Genomic DNA, 17,970 nt, shown 5'->3' with positions numbered 1-17,970 from the left:
CGCCATGCGTAAGCAGTGGCTGGGTATCTGCATCGCAGCAAGTTTACTTGCAGCTTGTTCAAGTGATGATGGTCAGCAACAGGCGACCATCGCGCCGCCGCAGCCTGCGGTCTGTAACGGTCCGGTGGTTGAAATCAGCGGCGCGGATCCGATTTATGAGCCGCTGAACGCGGGTGCCAATCAGGATTACGAACGCGACGGCAAGAGCTATAAAATCGTTCAGGATCCGTCCCGTTTCAGTCAGGCCGGTTTTGCCGCCATTTATGACGCAGAGCCCGGCAGCAACCAGACCGCATCCGGAGAGGCTTTCGACCCGGCGCAGATTACCGCCGCGCACCCGACGCTGCCGATCCCAAGCTATGTGCGCGTCACTAACCTGGCGAATGGCCGCATGATTGTGGTGCGCATTAACGATCGTGGCCCTTACGGTAACGATCGCGTGATTTCACTCTCGCGCGCGGCGGCCGACCGTCTGAATACCTCCAACAATACCAAAGTGCGTATCGATCCAATTATCGTGGCGCAGGACGGCACGTTGTCAGGCCCGGGTACGGTCTGTACGACGGTTGCCAAACAAACCTATGCCCTGCCTTCACGCCCGGATTTAAGCGGCGGAATGGGGAGCGCCTCTACCCTGCCGCAAGACACCACGCCACAGGATAATGTGCGCGCCATCAGCAACGATACGCTGAAAAGCGAGGATTCTACCGGCGCACCGGTGAACAGCAGCGGTTTCCTGGGCGCAGCAACACCGCTGGCCTCCGGCGTGCTGGAAGGCAGTGAGCCAACGCCAGCCCCCGTTGCTGCCACACCTGCGCCTGTGACCGCACCTGCTGCGGTGACGCCACCCGCGGCGACCTCTGCCAGCGGTAATTTTGTGGTTCAGGTAGGCGCCGTGAGCGATCAAGCGCGTGCGCAGCAGTATCAGCAGCAGTTGAGCCAAAAATTTGGCGCTCCAGGCCGCGTTGAGCAAAACGGTGCCGTCTGGCGTATCCAGTTGGGACCGTTTGCCAGCAAATCGCAGGCCGCTTCCCTGCAGCAACGGCTGCAAAGTGAAGCGCAATTACAGTCGTTTATCGCTGTCGCGAAGTAATTCATCGGCGGTATCCGAATGTCAGCGTGTGTAACTAACGTTCACAAACTCGTGCTGAAAGTCGGATGCCTGCCTGTATAGCATTTGCTATAGTAAGGCACTTTTTTCATTTCCATCACGGATGTCGTAGTTCTGACCATGAAGACCACTTTCTCCGCTCGATTCTTGCAGCGCATGGCGCTGACCACGGCCCTTTGCGCAACTGCTCTCTCAGCAGCTCACGCCGACGACCTGAATATCAAGACCATGATCCCTGGCGTTCCGCAGATTGACGCGGAATCGTACATCCTGATCGATTACAACTCCGGCAAAGTTCTGGCAGAGCAGAACGCTGACGCGCGCCGTGATCCAGCAAGCCTGACCAAAATGATGACCAGCTACGTCATCGGCCAGGCGATGAAAGCGGGTAAATTCAAAGAAACCGATCTGGTTACCGTGGGTAACGATGCCTGGGCAACCGGTAACCCGGTGTTCAAAGGCTCTTCTTTGATGTTCCTAAAACCGGGGATGCAAGTGCCGGTATCGCAGCTGATTCGTGGTATTAACCTGCAATCCGGTAACGACGCCTGTGTGGCGATGGCCGATTTCGCCGCGGGTAGCCAGGATGCTTTCGTTGGCCTGATGAATAGCTATGTCTCTGCGCTGGGCCTGAAAAACAGCCACTTCCAGACCGTGCATGGCCTGGATGCCGAGGGTCAGTACAGCTCGGCGCGCGATATGGCGCTGATTGGCCAGGCGCTGATCCGCGACGTACCAAACGAATACACCATCTATAAAGAAAAAGAGTTCACCTTTAACGGCATTCGCCAGACCAACCGTAATGGTTTGCTCTGGGACAACAGCCTGAACGTTGACGGCATCAAAACCGGCCATACGGATAAAGCAGGTTATAACCTGGTGGCCTCCGCCACTGAAGGCCAGATGCGTCTGATCTCCGCCGTGATGGGCGGTCGCACCTTTAAAGGACGTGAAACCGAAAGCAAAAAACTGCTGACCTGGGGCTTCCGTTTCTTCGAAACCGTGAACCCGCTGAAAGCCGGTAAAGAGTTTGCTTCCGAGCCGGTGTGGTTTGGCGACAACGATCGCGCCTCTCTTGGCGTGGACAAAGACTTGTACCTGACCATTCCGCGCGGCCGCATGAAAGACCTGAAAGCCAGCTACGTGCTAAACACCACTGAACTGCACGCGCCACTGCAGAAAAACCAGGTTGTGGGAACCATTAACTTCCAGCTGGATGGTAAAACCATCGATCAGCGTCCGCTGGTCGTGCTGGAAGAGATTCCTGAAGGTAATTTCTTCGGCAAAATCATTGATTACATTAAATTGATGTTCCATCACTGGTTTGGCTAAAAATTGAACACTTGAAAGTGTGATTTCGATCCCCATATACTAGGTATCCTGATAACTCCCACACCCTGTGGGAGTTATTATTTTTTGATGTAATGCCGGAGCTGACATGAAAACCAAACTTAACGAACTGCTTGAATTCCCTACTCCATTTACTTACAAAGTAATGGGTCAGGCGTTGCCGGAGCTGGTTGACCAGGTGGTTGAAGTGGTACAGCGCCATGCGCCGGGTGACTACTCTCCGACGGTAAAACCAAGCAGCAAGGGCAACTACCACTCGGTTTCTATCACCATTACTGCCACGCACATTGAGCAGGTCGAGACGCTGTACGAAGAACTCGGCAATATCGAAATCGTACGTATGGTGCTGTAGTCCCCCTGAGGTTACCCGCTTTGCCGGGTAACCCGCCCCGCCTCTGTGATATACTCCCGATACTCTTTTTGCTGCCACGTCCCGGAGCTGCTGTTTTGTATCAGGATAAAATTCTTGTCCGCCAACTCGGCCTGCAACCCTATGAGCCTGTCTCTCAGGCCATGCATGATTTTACCGACTCACGCGATGACAACACACCAGATGAAATCTGGCTGGTAGAACACCTGCCGGTTTTCACCCAAGGGCAAGCGGGTAAGGCTGAGCATGTGCTGGTACCCGGCGATATTCCCGTGATCCAGAGCGACCGGGGTGGGCAGGTGACCTACCACGGCCCAGGCCAACAGGTGATGTATGTTCTGCTGAATCTCAAGCGCCGAAAACTGGGTGTGCGTGAGCTGGTCACCGTACTGGAACAGACCGTGGTGGCAACGCTCGCTGAATTTGGAATTGATGCCCACCCGCGTGCCGATGCACCAGGAGTGTATGTTGGGGAGATGAAAATCTGCTCGCTGGGTTTACGTATCCGCAAAGGATGCTCATTCCACGGCCTGGCGCTCAATATCAATATGGACCTCGCCCCCTTCTTGCGCATCAATCCCTGTGGTTACGCCGGGATGGAAATGACCCAGATGCGTCAATGGGTTGAGAATGCCACGCCTGATAATATTTGCCCGTCTCTGGTCAAAAACCTTTTAGCACTGCTAAACAATCCACCGCACGAATATATCGCCGCTTAATATATAATACATTGTGGCTCATTTATTTGATGAGCCATACCCTGTAGACCACATTTACGCTTTACAATAATCCTTATCTTCTATATTTTCGAAGCGCTTGAGTAACTCACTTATTTTTAGCTGGTTTAATTGCTACCCGTGAATACATTCTGGTGAATTGGCTTCATCTGTTCGGAAATTATCCTCTTTTTCCTGAACTAATGACATCCACAAAATACTTTACCGATCACTGCAAGCACAATATATAAATTCAACTATCATTCATATTGTGAATGAATACGGAGTGACAGCGTGGATTATAATAATTTACCGGTAAAACGATTGAATGAACCTGGCGGGCAAGATAAACCGCAGGTTTTCCGGACGTTGCGCAATATTGACCTCAATTTATTGACAATTTTTGAGGCTGTATATGTCCATAAGGGTATCGTTAATGCTGCGAAAATTCTTAATCTCACACCTTCAGCAATTAGTCAGTCAATTCAAAAATTGCGCGCTATATTTCCCGATCCCCTTTTTATTCGCAAAGGTCAGGGAGTGACGCCAACGGCCTATGCAACCCACCTGCACGAGTATATCAGCCAGGGTCTTGAGTCAATTCTCGGCGCTTTAGATCTCACCGGGAGTTACGATAAACAGCGTACTATTACCATTGGTACTTCGCCTTCAGTTGGCGCGATGGTATTACCGATGATTTATCAGGCGGTAAAGCGTGAAGCGCCACAATTGCTGCTACGCAATATTCCCGTCAATGATACGGAAACCCAGCTGGCACAATTCCAGACGGACCTGATCGTCGATACGAACACCTTTGGTGCGCGCGCACTGGCCCACAGCGTGCTCTTTGCCGACGGATTGCTGCTGGTCTGCCGTAAAAATCATCCGGCGCTCAGCCAGCCTGCCACCCCCGAAACGCTTCGGGAGTATGAATACGCCCTGCTGATGAGCGAGGGGCAAAGTCTGAACCCTCTTCGCCAGCGCATCAGCGAGCTCTTCCCGGAGCGGCAAATCAGCTTCAGCAGTTACAATATGTTTACGATTGCGGCCCTGATTGGCAGTAGCGATCTGATCTCCATTATGCCAACTCGTCTCTATACCCTGCTGCGTCAGTGTTGGCCGCTGGAACAAATCCCGTTTGCGCCATTGAATGCAGAAACCGTTGAGATCGCTCTGCATTACAACAAACTGAGCCTGCGCGATCCGGTTCTGGAAAACGTCATTAACATTATTCTCAAAGCGTTTTGATAATCCCGCCTCTACACGCCCCCGTCCCGCAGGGGGCAAAGGGCACAAAACAACAACTATTTTACAATTTGGCGACCTGACAGGCTGCTTTATCGGCCGTATCAATGATATACTGCCTGTCGTTCGTTCAAAAATAGTTGATAAATACAACATTCCCTTGAACTCAAACGCTTTCCTTCGAATTTCGCAACTGGAACACGCACGCTATGAGTAAACCCATTGTGATGGAACGCGGTGTTAAGTACCGCGACGCCGATAAAATGGCCCTTATCCCGGTTAAAAACGTGGTTACGGAGCGCGAAGCGCTGTTACGAAAACCGGAATGGATGAAAATCAAACTTCCGGCAGACTCGTCACGCATTCAGGGTATCAAAGCGGCGATGCGTAAGAACGGTCTTCACTCGGTCTGTGAAGAGGCCTCTTGCCCTAACCTTGCGGAATGTTTCAACCACGGTACCGCCACCTTTATGATCCTGGGCGCAATTTGTACCCGTCGCTGCCCGTTCTGCGATGTGGCACATGGACGCCCGGTCGCTCCCGATGCCAACGAGCCGCAAAAACTGGCTCAGACCATTGCTGACATGGCGCTGCGTTATGTGGTTATCACCTCCGTTGACCGTGACGACCTGCGAGACGGTGGTGCACAGCACTTTGCCGATTGCATCACTGCAATCCGTGAGAAAAGCCCGGCGATTAAAATCGAAACCCTGGTTCCGGATTTCCGTGGTCGTATGGATCGCGCGCTGGATATTCTCACCGCCACGCCGCCAGATGTGTTTAACCACAACCTGGAAAACGTGCCACGCGTCTACCGTCAGGTGCGCCCGGGTGCAGACTATAACTGGTCACTGAAGCTTCTGGAGCGTTTTAAAGAAGCGCACCCTCACATTCCAACCAAATCAGGTCTGATGGTTGGACTGGGTGAAACCAATGCTGAAATCATCGAAGTGATGCGCGACCTGCGCCGCCACGGTGTGACGATGCTGACACTTGGCCAGTATCTGCAGCCTAGCCGTCATCACCTGCCTGTGCAGCGCTACGTCAGCCCTGATGAGTTCGATGAGATGAAGGCGGAAGCGATGGCGATGGGCTTTACCCATGCAGCCTGCGGTCCGTTTGTTCGCTCTTCCTACCATGCCGATATGCAGGCGAAAGGCGAAGAAGTGAAGTAATAATTTATTACACTTCGCCCATAAAAAAACCGGCTATCCGCCGGTTTTTTTCTTCCAGATAGCTGGAAGAGCTTCGTCATTACTCTTTATGCGACAGCTTTTCAGCCGGGACTTCACCCTCTGCGGTTTTTTTCGCAGCAGTATCGTCATCATTCATCGCTTTTTTGAAGCCTTTAATGGCCGTACCCAGGTCTCCGCCCAGCGTACGCAACTTCTTGGTACCAAACAGCAGGACGACCAGCGCCGCAACAACCAGCAGTTTAGTAATACTAATCTCACCCATAGATACCTTCTTCACTTAAAACAGGCTGCACAGAGCGCCAGAAAACCTGATGTTATTAACGGATATTCGACGCGCGCACACAATAGCAATCTGTAACAAGGTGAATCAAGCACTGTCGAAAAAAACGTCATAATAATTGCGGTGGCGCAAACCGTCGGTTGTGAAGAACCGGTAATTGTCGGCGAGCAAGAGCGAGGCGCTCAGGGTTAATCTCAGCCATAATCAGCACCGGCGCTTCAGCGGCGGCGGCAATGGTCACTCCCAGTGGATCAATCACCCGGCTTTGGCCAATATTTTTGGTACCACACTCCCCCGCAGCAACGACGTAGCACGTGGTGTCCAGTGCCCGCGCAGTCAACAAGGTTGCCCAGTGATGCTCTTTTAACGGGCCTTTAACCCACGCGGCAGGCAGGATGAGTACATCGGCTCCCGTCAGCGCCAGATTCAGGGCCATCTCCGGGAAACGTAAATCGTAGCATGTCATTAATCCCAGCTTGAGGCCCTCAACCTCAATGAGCGGCGGAACCTGTCTGCCCGGATCAACCAGTCTGGACTCCTGAACGGTAAAGGCATCGTACAGGTGGAGCTTGGCGTATTGCCCGATTATTCGACCTTCGCGCAGAACGACCAGCGTATTCGCTGCCCTGTCCGGCGTGGTAGGAACATGGACGGTCAGCACCGTGGTGAGCCGGTTACGCGCACTCTCATCCAGCAATATCTGTAAAAAACCGCCATCCAGCGGCTGGGCTGACTTCACAGAGAGATCCGGATCGTGATCGTCGCGCGCCAGAAGCGCTTCAGGAAGCACCAGCAGTGCCGCCCCCTGACGTGCAGCTTGTGCCATAAATGAAATACACGTGCGCGCATTCTCTTGCCAGACCGGCGTTACCGCGAACTGGCCAACTGCAACATACATATTTTCCCCCTCCATCAAAAGCGATACACTCCAAACCCTGTTCTCATCAAATAGCAGGATTTGACAGTGTTACAACTACTTTTAGCGGTTTTTATTGGTGGGGGCACAGGAAGCGTTGCGCGCTGGTTTCTCAGTATGCGTTTGAACCCCATGCACCAGGCCATTCCCGTCGGTACCCTTAGTGCCAACCTGATAGGGGCCTTTATCATTGGGTTGGGGCTGGCGTGGTTCAACCGGATGACCCACATCGATCCGATGTGGAAAGTGCTGATCACCACCGGATTTTGCGGCGGTTTAACCACTTTTTCCACCTTCTCGGCTGAAGTGGTGTTCCTCATTCAGGAGGGGCGTATGGGGTGGGCGTTGACCAATATTGCCGTTAACATGCTGGGGTCGTTTGCGATGACCGCGATCGCATTTTGGTTATTTTCTGCTGCCAGCACCCATTAATCACCGATACGTTAATGTTGGCTTAATTTTTCTCTGTCACTCTTGTCGCAGTGCTGAATGAGGGTGAACGGATGAAAGAACATTTGATGAGCGCGGGTATGGTTTTGCTGAGCATTCTTATTATTGCCAGTTTTCTAAAAATGTATATTTTTTAGCAGATAAAAACCAAAAAAAACCCGCTCAATGAGCGGGTTTTGGAGTTCTAGCTGACGCGCCCGAATTACAGAGCAGTTACGTTAGCAGCAGAAGGACCTTTGGCACCGTTAGTGATTTCGAACTCAACGCGCTGGCCTTCAGCCAGGGTTTTGAAACCATTAGTCTGGATTGCAGAGAAGTGTACGAACACGTCTTTGCTGCCATCTTCCGGAGTAATGAAACCGAATCCTTTGGACTCATTAAACCACTTAACGTTACCTTTAATCTTAGACATCAAAATTACCTTTACATGAAAAATGGACACAAATGCTGTGTCGGGTATCAGTACAACAATTGTCGGGCGTTTTGTCCAGTGCTTCTTTGTTAAAAAGTGACAAAAGTCGCGTTAATTTTTTCGGCTGGCGATTTGTTCCTGGTGCCGCAAATCCAACGTGTTTTTCAACCAGATTGTCGCGTTAATACAGTTAAAACTGAAAACGCATCCACGCAAAGTAAACGTTTCCGTTATTGTAGGTGCCGGGAATGTAGGTCATCTGGAAAGTCACCGGGCCATAGCCAACCGAGGCAAGCGGTAACAGTACTGGTACGGGAATATATTTCCAGTTATCACGCGCAGTAAAACCCGCCGTGTAGCCGAGGCCGAGACGGAAGTTGTCATCCGCCAGCGGACGCCAGGTTTTCTCCCAACCGTAACCGCCAATAGGCTCCCATTTGTTGTAGGAATCTTTGAAGGCCATCAGATACAGGCCGTGCCAGTTCCCCTTCTCATCCCAGCGCGACTGACCAAAACCGGCCCCCCAGGGGCGCTCGTTGTAACGGTCCGTCTTCTCTTTATCGTAGGCAAAGCGCGCGTGCCAGGTGATTGCCGGGACATAAAGATCGTAATGTTCCGGTTCATTCCACGTTTGGGCGACATTATCACTAAAGGTCGAGAACCAGCCTTTGTCCGTCGCATGCTCATCCGCCAGAGCAAATGAAGATAACGTCAGCTGACCGAAAATAAACAACACCATTACGAAAAATTTATTTTTTACTGTCACAATGCAATTACCATTTTTTGTATTCGGAGCCGAGCTTAACAAATTTTATTTGAATGAATCCTTAACAACATTGGCTGTAGTCCGAATTATTTAGTTAAAAAATGGGAGTATTCCTGGAAAACGTAAAGATGCGCCTCATAATATTTGAGGCGCTTATAAAATCTAACGTTTATGTAACAATTTATACATTGCAGGAATAACCAGCATCGACAATAACGGCGCAGTCACCATGCCGCCGATCATCGGTGCGGCGATACGCTGCATGACCTCCGCACCGCTGCCGCCGCCCCACATCACCGGCAGCAATCCCGCCATAATCGTCGCGACAGTCATCACTTTAGGGCGCACGCGCAGGACGGCTCCCTCATGAATCGCTTGCATCAGAATGCGGTTTCCACCCTGCGGATAACGCTGGCGATATTTATCCAGCGCCTGGTTGAGATACAGCACCATAATAACGCCAAACTCAGCCGCGACACCGGCAAGGGCTATAAATCCAACTGCCCCGGCCACTGACAAATTATACCCCAGCAGCCACAACAGCCAGACCCCGCCAATAAGGGCAAAAGGTAATGTCCCCATAATTAATAAGACATCAGAAATACGTTTAAACGTCAGCCACAATAAAACAAAGATAATCATGAGTGTTACCGGCAGAATTATTTTGAGCTTTTCGGTTGCCCGCTCAAGATATTCAAACTGTCCTGACCATGAGATCGATACCCCCTGCGGCAACGTCACCTGCTGTGCAACACGCTGCTGCATCTCCTCCACCGCTGATTTCAAATCCCGGCCGCGCAAATCAACATAAATCCAGTTAGAAAGCCGCGCATTTTCACTTTTCAGCATCGGCGGCCCTTCAGTAACGCGAATATCTGCCAGCTCGCCCAGTGCAATCTGACTGCCGTTTGCGGTGACCACCGGCAGGACGCGCAGTTTATCGACATTATCCCGAATATCGCGGGGATAGCGCACGTTAATGGGGTAACGTTCACGCCCCTGAATCACCTCGCCAATATTGTCGCCACCGATCAGCGTCGACACCATGCTCTGCAATTCATCCACCGACACCCCGTAGCGCGCGGCTTTCAGCCTGTCGATACGAATATCCACATAGCGTCCCCCCGCCAGACGTTCCGCCAGCGCTGATGTCACCCCAGGAACCTGCTTCACGATCTGTTCAATCTGCCCGGCAATACGTTCAATATCGGCAATATTGTTGCCGTTCACCTTAATACCGACCGGGCTTTTAATCCCGGTGGCGAGCATGTCCAGACGATTACGAACCGGCGGCACCCAGACGTTAGCAATGCCAGGAACGGATACCTTTTTATCCAGCTCTTCGACCAGTTTTTCCGGCGTCATGCCAGGCCGCCACTGGTCGCGCGGCTTAAAGTGGATGGTCGTTTCAAGCATGGTCAGCGGTGCTGGATCGGTCGCCGTCTCTGCCCTCCCGGCTTTACCAAATACGCTTGCCACCTCTGGCACGCTTTTAATTAATCGATCCGTTTGCTGCAACAAACGGCCTGCTTCGCGGGCCGAGATCCCCGGCAGCGTCGATGGCATGTACAGCAAATCGCCTTCGTTCAGGGGCGGCATAAATTCGCTTCCAAGCCGGCTCAGCGGCCACACTGTCACCAGCAAAAGCATCGCTGCCAGCGCCAGCGTGGTCTTCGGAAAAGTCAGTGCTTTATCCAGCAGGGGTTCGTAAAGACGGATCAGCGTGCGGTTGATCGGGTTGGCTTTTTCATCCGGGATCTTACCGCGAATAAAATAGCCCATCAGCACAGGAACCAGCGTAATCCCCAGACCGGCAGCGACGGCCATCGACCAGGTTTTGGTGAACGCCAGCGGCGAAAACATACGGCCTTCCTGCGCTTCGAGGGAAAATACCGGAATAAAGGAGAGCGTGATAATCAGCAGGCTGCAAAATAGCGCAGGCCCCACCTCAACCGCCGCACGCTCGGCCAGATGCCAGTAATCGCCGGAGGTGGGCTCCTGATCCGGATGATCGTGTCGCCACTGCTCCAGCACTTTGTGCATATTTTCTATCATCACGATGGCGGCATCGACCATCGCGCCAATCGCAATCGCAATCCCGCCCAGCGACATGATATTGGCGTTAATGCCCTGATAGTGCATGACCACAAACGCGCCCAGGATCCCCAGAGGAAGAGAAACAATCGCCACCAGCGCCGAACGAAAATGAAAGAGAAATAGCGCACAGACCAGAACCACAACGGCAAACTCTTCCAGCAGCTTATGAGTCAGTGTTTTCACCGACTCCTCAATCAGCGTAGAGCGATCGTAGACCGGAACAATTTCAACGCCTTCCGGCAGCGTCTTTTGCAACACCTGCAGTTTATCTTTCACCGCGCGAATAGTTTCCAGCGCATTTTGCCCGTAGCGCATCACCACCACGCCACCGGCAACCTCACCCTCGCCGTTCAGCTCCGCCACGCCACGGCGAATTTCTGGCCCAAACCCTGCCGTGGCGACATCCTTCAGTAGCACCGGTACCCCGTCACGAGTCGCGATCACCACGTTGCGGAAATCCTCAAGCGTGCGCAGATATCCGGTGGTTCGCACCATGAATTCCGCCTCGCCCATCTCCAGCAGCGCTCCGCCACCCTCTTTGTTCGCGGTCTGAATTGCACTCACCAGCTCTGCATGGGTGATGTTCAGGGCGCGCATTTTCTCCGGTATCGCCACAATCTGATACTGACGAACCATCCCACCGATGGTCGCCACTTCTGAGACATTCGGTACCGATTTCAGCTCGAATTTTAACGTCCAGTCCTGCAGCGCTCGCAAATCCGCCAGACTGTGCTTACCGCTGCGATCGACGAGAGCATATTCATAAATCCAGCCCACACCGGTGGCATCCGGACCTAAAGAGACTTTCACGCCGCCCGGTAACTGCGACTGCACCTGGCTTAAATACTCCAGCACCCTGGAACGCGCCCAGTACAAATCCGTACCGTCTTCAAACAGCACGTAAACGTAAGCATCACCAAACATGGAAAATCCGCGGACCGTTTTTGCCCCCGGCACCGACAGCATCGAGGTAGTGAGTGGCCAGGTCACCTGATCTTCAATCACCTGCGGCGCTTTGCCCGGGTAACTGGCTTTGACGATGACCTGCACATCTGACAAATCTGGCAGCGCATCCAGCGGCGCGCGTTGTACCGCCCACCAGCCCCAGCCCGCCATCACCAGCGCCGCCAGGATCACCACCAGACGGTTACGCAATGAAGCCCGAATCACAGCGGCGATCATTTTGTCACCTCCGGCAGGGCGCTACGCAGACTGGCTTCGGAGTCGATCAGGAATTGCCCGGAGGTCACCACGGTATCGCCCTCCTGTATTCCGGAGGTGATTTCTGTCCAGCCTGCGGAAGTGACACCCGTCGTCACCTTCACCGGCCGGAAAAAGCCCTCTCCGCTGGCCAGAAGCAGGCGCTGAGCGTCGCCGCTGTTTATCACCGACTCTTCCGGTACCGCCAGCACCGACGCTCCACGCGTTTGCCCGGCTCGGTTGACCGTCAGGAACATCCCCGGTTTCAGCCTGAACTGCGGATTATCCAGCACGATGCGTGCCTTAAACGTGCGCGTCGTGGTCTCCATCTGCGGCAAAAGTTCACTGACCGTGCCGTGGAAAGTGACGCCCGGCCAGCTTTCGGATGTGGCAACCATTTCGTCACCGACGGCCAGCGACTGCGCCTGAGTTTGCGGATAATCAACCACCAGCCAGATGCTCTCCAGCGTGGCGATGTCAAAGAGCGGTGTATTGGCCGCCACCTGAGCCCCTTGCTGCACATCAAGTTTTGCAATATACCCCGCCTTTTCGGCCCGCAGCGTTAAGCGGGTTTGCGGCTTCCCGCTCCGCTCCAGCGCCCGGATCGTCTCTTCCGGCATAAACTGTAACGCCAGCCTCTCGCGCGCCGCGCGCGTTAGCTCCGGGTCACCAAGCTGGCGCATCGCCAGATATTCCTGCTGCGCGGCGGTCCACTGCGGGAGCCATATCTCAGCCAGCGGCTCACCGGCGTTGACCTGCTGTTGCTGCGCCCGGACGTACAGTTTCGAAATAACACCCGCACCGGGTGCCGGAACGGTCATCAAATTGCGCTCATTGGTTGATACCGTTGCATAGGCCGTGAAGGGCTGTGCCAGCTGGCGTTTCTGCGCTTTCGCGGTTTTCATCCCAAGATTTTGCTGTTGCCGGGCGCTTATCCCCACTCCGGCATCGGGCTTCTCTTCGTCGGCGTAACGCGCCACCAACTCCATGTCCATAAACGGCGATTTGCCCGGTTTATCAAAACGCTGTCCGGGCATCATGGGATCGTACCAGTAGAGCACTTTACGCCCGGCGGGCTGGACGGTTTCAGGCGCGGATGGCGCGTGTCGCTGTCCCAGGAAATACCCTGCGCCCGCTGCCAGCAAAACCGCCAGCGCAACAGTGGTGAATGTGAGTGTTTTCATTGTGCGATCTCCTGAGGGATGAGCCATTGAATGGCGGCCCAGGTCCGCGCCATCTCGCGCTCTGCCTGATTCGCGGCCAGTTCGGTATCCAGCACGCTGCGACGCGCCTCCAGCAGGGCCGACAGCTCCGACTGACCGGAGCGATATTGTGCGGCCAACAGCGCGAGCCGCTGATGCTGGAGCGGCAGAAGATCGTCGCGCTGACGCTGCCACATCACCTGCGCGGCCTGATATTGCGCCACCAGCGACTGCACCTGCGCCACATGTTCTCGCTGAATCAGCGTGAGTTGATCCACCGCCTGCAGGGTCCGTGAAACCTCGGCGGCATAATCTTTATCCTGTCTGCGAGACTGGAAAAGCGGCAGGTCCACGGTAAACATCACCCCGGCCATATCGTCATACCCTTCGGCTCGATGGGAGTAGAACACTTCCACATCCACATCCGGGATCGCCGCCACCGCCGACTGCGCCGATCGCGCTTTCGCCGTTTCGGATTCCCGCTGCGCGGCCTCCACTTCCGGGTGGCGGACTATCGCCTCCTGCAACGTCTTTTCATCTGCCGGTAAGCGCTGATAGCGCGGCAACGGTCCGCGCACATCGGTGATGGCTTGTCCGGTCAACTGGAACAGACGGCTCTGCGCAAGCTGCACATCGCGCGTGGCAAGCGTCACTTTGTCGCGCATTGCGCTCAGCGTCATCTGCAAAGCGAGCACGCTGTCAGGAGCTGCACTGCCTGCGCCCACGCTCGCTTTTTGCACGCTCTGCTGTCGCGCGGTCTCACTGACCAGTTTTTGGGCGGTGGCGAGCGCCTGCTGCGAAAGGGCCAGATCGAGCCACGCCTGCGCCGTGTCACGCTGAAGCGCGGCGCGGATAGCGTCAGATTTCGCGATCACGCCGCGTGCCTGAGCCTGCAACGTCTGCGATTTACGCTCACGCTTCTCGGCGCTCACATAGCTCTGCATGATGCCGATACGCTGCATGGTCATCCCTTCGCGGGTAAAACGCTGGTCATTACTGCCCTGGACGGGCACGTTTTCGATGCCGAATTTGAGCTTAGGATCCGGCAGCTGCGTGGCGGAATCGGCCATCGCATCCAGCGCCTGTGCTTCGTTGTGGCTGGCAGAAAGCTCCGCCGAATAGCGTTGGGCCACGGTCAGGGTTTGCGCGAGCGTCCATGACTCCGCCTGAGCGGCGGAGCTTAAAAGGACGAGCATCACCCCACCGAGCCACACGCCCAGTGTCTGTTGCTTCATGATGTCCTCGCTTAGTTCAGCGGCGTCAGAGAGACGATATGAAAACCATCACCCGCGCGTTCCAGGGTAAAGGTGACAGAGTCGCCGGGCTTGATCGCCGTGGTGTCCACCGCGGAGGAAAGCGCAAAAGGCATGGTCATGGCTGGCCATTGCAGTTCAGGAATGGCCTGATGCTGGAGAATGATTTTGGGTGGCGCGATCTCCTGAACCACGCCCTGGCCTTGCCATTGTTGGGCAGTAGTAGACGGATCGGTGGCCTGAACGGAAAGAGAGATAAGGGAAAACAGCACGCCCGTAAGCGCAGAGACAAAAATTGCACGCATGATAAAACTCCTGTTAATCGTAAAAGAAAAATAAATTCAACGAATTAACAGAGAGTTATTCCCGGAACCGGCAAAAACGGATCGTTGCCGGAGGCCCCGCAGCAGGAGGGGTGAGCGACCACGCTGAATGCGGTGTTGCACTGCATGGCGGCGTGTTGAGGGTGAGAGTCATCGCCGCAGGCAGCGCGACGAGCTGGGGCTGAGCCGGATCTTTTTGCGCCTGGTCCGGCACACAATGTTTTTCACACAGTGGCGAGAGTACGCTGACCTCGTGCGAAAGCGGTTTGGCCACCATATCCGTGTGCTGGATCATGGCCATTTCGCCGCGCAGATTGAGCGAACAATCGTGGGACGCCACCGCAACCTGACTTTGAACCAGCAGCCAGCCCATAGCTAATAAAAACATCAGCAGATGTTTTTTGAGAAAGCGCAGGCGATAGGTCCAGCTGGCGTGCATATTCGCGTCGTCGGGTATCAAAAGGAGGTTGAGTATAGGAACAGCCGCTCAGAAAATTAAAGCGTTTTTAATTAGCTTTACGTTTTTTATTGCCTGCCAGACTCATCACACCAAAACCCACAACAATTAATTATCAATTCCATGACATATAATATTTATAGCGGTGGTCAATACTGTGATGACATAAATGGCACAGCAATGGCAAAATATCGTTGATTACTTCTTTAGTAGTGGTTTTATTGATTTTAGTCAGCAATGGCTGGCCATTAATTCGGCACATTTTGACACTTCTTTTTTTTGATTTTCAGTGCTCTCTGGGGAGCGCAAGTACAGGGGAAACCATGCTTACCTTTATCGAACTCCTCATTGGAGTGGTCGTCATTGTTGGCGTCGCGCGCTACATCATTAAGGGCTATTCCGCCACCGGCGTATTATTCGTTGGCGGTCTGACGCTTCTTATTATTAGCGCGCTAATGGGCCACAAGGTGTTACCGGCCAGTGAAACCAGCACCGGTTATACCGCCACCGATATTGTGGAATATATTAAAATCCTGCTGATGAGCCGCGGTGGCGATCTCGGCATGATGATAATGATGCTGTGCGGCTTTGCCGCCTATATGACCCATATTGGTGCCAACGATATGGTGGTTAAACTGGCCTCTAAACCGCTGCAATATATCAATTCCCCGTACATTCTGATGATTGCCGCCTACTTTGTGGCATGTCTGATGTCACTGGCGGTCTCCTCCGCGACGGGCCTGGGGGTGCTGCTGATGGCAACGCTGTTCCCGGTGATGGTTAACGTGGGTATCAGCCGTGGCGCAGCCGCAGCGATTTGTGCCTCTCCGGCGGCCATTATTCTGTCTCCGACTTCTGGCGACGTGGTACTGGCCGCTAAGGCAGCTGAAATGCCGCTGATCGATTTTGCCTTTAAAACCACGCTTCCGATCTCCATTGCCGCCATTATCGGCATGGCGATCGCCCACTATTTCTGGCAGAAGTATCTCGATAAAAAAGAAAACATCAGCCATGAGATGCTGGATGTTAACGAAATCACCACCACCGCCCCGTCGTTCTATGCCATTCTGCCGTTCACCCCGATCATCGGCGTGCTGATTTTTGACGGTAAATGGGGTCCGCAGTTGCACATCATCACTATTCTGGTGATCTGCATGTTGCTGGCGGCGGTGCTGGAATTTGTGCGTGGCTTCAATACGCAAAAAGTGTTTTCCGGTCTGGAAGTGGCGTATCGCGGTATGGCAGACGCCTTCGCGAGTGTCGTCATGCTGCTGGTGGCGGCCGGCGTGTTTGCCCAGGGGCTGAGCACCATCGGCTTTATTCAGAGCCTGATCTCCATCGCCACTTCGTTTGGCTCAGCGAGTATCATCCTGATGCTGGTGCTGGTGATCCTCACCATGCTGGCGGCCATGACCACCGGCTCAGGGAATGCGCCGTTCTACGCTTTCGTCGAGATGATTCCAAAACTGGCGCACTCATCCGGCATCAACCCGGCGTATCTTTCGATTCCGATGCTGCAGGCGTCCAACCTCGGCCGGACCATATCGCCGGTGTCGGGCGTGGTGGTCGCGGTCGCCGGGATGGCAAAAATCTCGCCGTTCGAAGTCGTCAAACGCACATCCGTTCCTGTGCTTGTGGGGCTGGTAATTGTGATTATTGCCACTGAAATTCTGGTGCCTGCCACCGTCGCGGGCTAACCCTCGCCCCTGTCAAAAAGCGCCTGCGGGCGCTTTTTGTGCTTTAATAAGTCCTGGAATTAATTTGCCTTTAATCATCAGGAATTCAAATGTTCAGGAAGGATATCGTTAGCCGGATAAGCGCCATGGCCCTGGCACTGTTTGCCCTCTCCAGCCAGGCCACTCCCCTTCAGGCGACGCAATACGCGGATTTTGATCGCTATGTCCTTGCGCTTTCGTGGCAGACCGGTTTTTGCCAGAGTATGCACGATCGCAATCGCAACGAGCCTGATGAATGTCGCCTGCAAAAAGAGAGTCATACCAAAACTGATTTTCTCACCGTTCATGGCCTGTGGCCGAGCCTGCCAAAATCCATCGCCTCGCGCGGGGTAGACAATCGCCGCTGGATGCGTTTTGGCTGCGCCACTCGCCCTGTTCCTAATATGGCCGAAGCCAACGCTCGCCGAAAATGCGCCGCGGCAGAAACCGGGCTTTCGCTGGAATCCGCAGCGAAACTCAGCAGCATGATGCCGGGGGCCGGCGGTAACTCCTGTCTTGAGCGCTACGAATACGCCAAACATGGCGTCTGTTTTGGCTTCGATCCCGACGCCTACTTTGGCACCATGGTGCGGATGAATCAGGAAGTAAAAAGCAGCGCGCTGGGCCAGTTTCTTAACGATAACTATGGCAAAGCGGTGACCCGCAACGCCTTTGATGCTGCCGTCGCCAAAAGCTATGGCAAGGCGGCGGTCAAGGCGCTCAAACTGACCTGCAACAACAATCCCGCCTATTTGACTGAAATACAAATTTCACTCAACGCGGCCACCATCAATGCGCCGCTGACCGCGTCATCGTTTGCGCCGCAGCCCCATCCCGGTAACTGCGGCAAAACGTTCGTTATCGACAAAGTCGGCTACTGATCCGCCGCCCGGTACAGCGCATGTGCCGGG

The 17,970-nt window shown here is 54.0% G+C and carries 18 protein-coding genes; 9 read left to right on the top strand and 9 right to left on the bottom strand.

From position 1 onward, the window contains the following. The first annotated feature begins 4 nt into the window (after window positions 1-4). From rlpA to lipA, 6 genes are all read left to right on the top strand, one after another. Complete coding sequence (gene rlpA, locus SOM82_RS05935; RefSeq protein ID WP_320459898.1) at window positions 5-1,093, top strand: endolytic peptidoglycan transglycosylase RlpA; 1,089 nt, start codon at window positions 5-7, stop codon at window positions 1,091-1,093. 138 nt (window positions 1,094-1,231) lie between these two features. Then, on the top strand, window positions 1,232-2,443 hold the full coding sequence (dacA, locus tag SOM82_RS05930; protein WP_154126661.1) for a D-alanyl-D-alanine carboxypeptidase DacA: 1,212 nt from the start codon (window positions 1,232-1,234) through the stop codon (window positions 2,441-2,443). A 106-nt stretch (window positions 2,444-2,549) separates the two neighbouring features. Beyond that, window positions 2,550-2,813: a DUF493 family protein YbeD gene (ybeD, locus tag SOM82_RS05925; RefSeq protein ID WP_095281214.1), complete on the top strand. Its 264-nt coding sequence runs from the start codon at window positions 2,550-2,552 to the stop codon at window positions 2,811-2,813. Window positions 2,814-2,908: 95 nt separating this feature from the next. Beyond that, entirely contained in the window at window positions 2,909-3,550 is a 642-nt protein-coding gene (gene lipB / locus SOM82_RS05920; protein WP_320459897.1) for a lipoyl(octanoyl) transferase LipB, read from the top strand. A gap of 291 nt (window positions 3,551-3,841) precedes the next feature. Then, the gene (locus tag SOM82_RS05915) at window positions 3,842-4,795 is read left to right on the top strand and encodes a YbeF family transcriptional regulator (protein ID WP_320459896.1); all 954 of its coding nucleotides are present in this window, start codon (window positions 3,842-3,844) and stop codon (window positions 4,793-4,795) included. A 206-nt stretch (window positions 4,796-5,001) separates the two neighbouring features. Continuing rightward, window positions 5,002-5,967 (top strand): lipoyl synthase, encoded by a 966-nt coding sequence (gene lipA / locus SOM82_RS05910; protein ID WP_154126659.1) that lies wholly within the window; start codon window positions 5,002-5,004, stop codon window positions 5,965-5,967. 79 nt (window positions 5,968-6,046) lie between these two features. On the opposite strand, the gene tatE is transcribed toward lipA, so the two are convergent. Continuing rightward, window positions 6,047-6,250: a twin-arginine translocase subunit TatE gene (gene tatE / locus SOM82_RS05905; RefSeq protein ID WP_154126658.1), complete on the bottom strand. Its 204-nt coding sequence runs from the start codon at window positions 6,248-6,250 to the stop codon at window positions 6,047-6,049. A 127-nt stretch (window positions 6,251-6,377) separates the two neighbouring features. After that, window positions 6,378-7,166, bottom strand: a complete 789-nt coding sequence (locus SOM82_RS05900; RefSeq protein ID WP_320459895.1) for a deaminated glutathione amidase — start codon at window positions 7,164-7,166, stop codon at window positions 6,378-6,380. 66 nt (window positions 7,167-7,232) lie between these two features. On the opposite strand from SOM82_RS05900, the gene crcB reads away from it, so the two are divergent. Further along, window positions 7,233-7,616, top strand: coding sequence for a fluoride efflux transporter CrcB (crcB, locus tag SOM82_RS05895; RefSeq protein ID WP_320459894.1), 384 nt, complete (start codon window positions 7,233-7,235; stop codon window positions 7,614-7,616). A 220-nt stretch (window positions 7,617-7,836) separates the two neighbouring features. Here the strand turns inward: crcB and cspE are convergent, their stop codons facing one another. The 7 genes from cspE to SOM82_RS05860 all read right to left on the bottom strand — a co-directional run bounded on the left by cspE (window position 7,837) and on the right by SOM82_RS05860 (window position 15,326). Then, window positions 7,837-8,046 carry a transcription antiterminator/RNA stability regulator CspE gene (cspE, locus tag SOM82_RS05890; RefSeq protein ID WP_000034826.1) on the bottom strand — a complete coding sequence of 70 codons (210 nt, stop codon included), beginning with the start codon at window positions 8,044-8,046 and terminating at the stop codon, window positions 7,837-7,839. A 190-nt stretch (window positions 8,047-8,236) separates the two neighbouring features. Beyond that, window positions 8,237-8,785 carry a lipid IV(A) palmitoyltransferase PagP gene (gene pagP / locus SOM82_RS05885; protein WP_320459893.1) on the bottom strand — a complete coding sequence of 183 codons (549 nt, stop codon included), beginning with the start codon at window positions 8,783-8,785 and terminating at the stop codon, window positions 8,237-8,239. A 189-nt stretch (window positions 8,786-8,974) separates the two neighbouring features. Next, the gene (locus SOM82_RS05880) at window positions 8,975-12,091 is read right to left on the bottom strand and encodes an efflux RND transporter permease subunit (RefSeq protein ID WP_320459892.1); all 3,117 of its coding nucleotides are present in this window, start codon (window positions 12,089-12,091) and stop codon (window positions 8,975-8,977) included. Continuing rightward, window positions 12,088-13,293, bottom strand: a complete 1,206-nt coding sequence (locus tag SOM82_RS05875; protein ID WP_320459891.1) for an efflux RND transporter periplasmic adaptor subunit — start codon at window positions 13,291-13,293, stop codon at window positions 12,088-12,090. Before SOM82_RS05875 ends, SOM82_RS05880 begins: the two co-directional genes overlap by 4 nt. After that, a complete protein-coding gene (locus SOM82_RS05870) occupies window positions 13,290-14,546 on the bottom strand; it encodes a TolC family protein (protein WP_320459890.1) in 1,257 nt (418 codons plus the stop codon). The genes SOM82_RS05875 and SOM82_RS05870 overlap by 4 nt, the downstream gene beginning before the upstream one ends. 11 nt (window positions 14,547-14,557) lie before the next feature. Further along, on the bottom strand, window positions 14,558-14,869 hold the full coding sequence (locus tag SOM82_RS05865; RefSeq protein ID WP_320459889.1) for a copper-binding protein: 312 nt from the start codon (window positions 14,867-14,869) through the stop codon (window positions 14,558-14,560). Window positions 14,870-14,924: 55 nt separating this feature from the next. Next, window positions 14,925-15,326: a hypothetical protein gene (locus SOM82_RS05860; RefSeq protein WP_154126651.1), complete on the bottom strand. Its 402-nt coding sequence runs from the start codon at window positions 15,324-15,326 to the stop codon at window positions 14,925-14,927. A 341-nt stretch (window positions 15,327-15,667) separates the two neighbouring features. On the opposite strand from SOM82_RS05860, the gene dcuC reads away from it, so the two are divergent. Beyond that, window positions 15,668-17,041 carry an anaerobic C4-dicarboxylate transporter DcuC gene (dcuC, locus tag SOM82_RS05855; RefSeq protein WP_320459888.1) on the top strand — a complete coding sequence of 458 codons (1,374 nt, stop codon included), beginning with the start codon at window positions 15,668-15,670 and terminating at the stop codon, window positions 17,039-17,041. 89 nt (window positions 17,042-17,130) lie between these two features. Further along, window positions 17,131-17,940, top strand: a complete 810-nt coding sequence (rna, locus tag SOM82_RS05850; protein ID WP_320459887.1) for a ribonuclease I — start codon at window positions 17,131-17,133, stop codon at window positions 17,938-17,940. Window positions 17,941-17,970: the final 30 nt, after the last annotated feature.

It is taken from the genome of Lelliottia sp. CFBP8978 (assembly GCF_034046055.2).
Classification (GTDB): Bacteria; Pseudomonadota; Gammaproteobacteria; order Enterobacterales; family Enterobacteriaceae; genus Enterobacter.
Note: the sequence above shows the minus strand (reverse complement) of the source record. Positions and strands in the feature narration are given on the sequence as shown.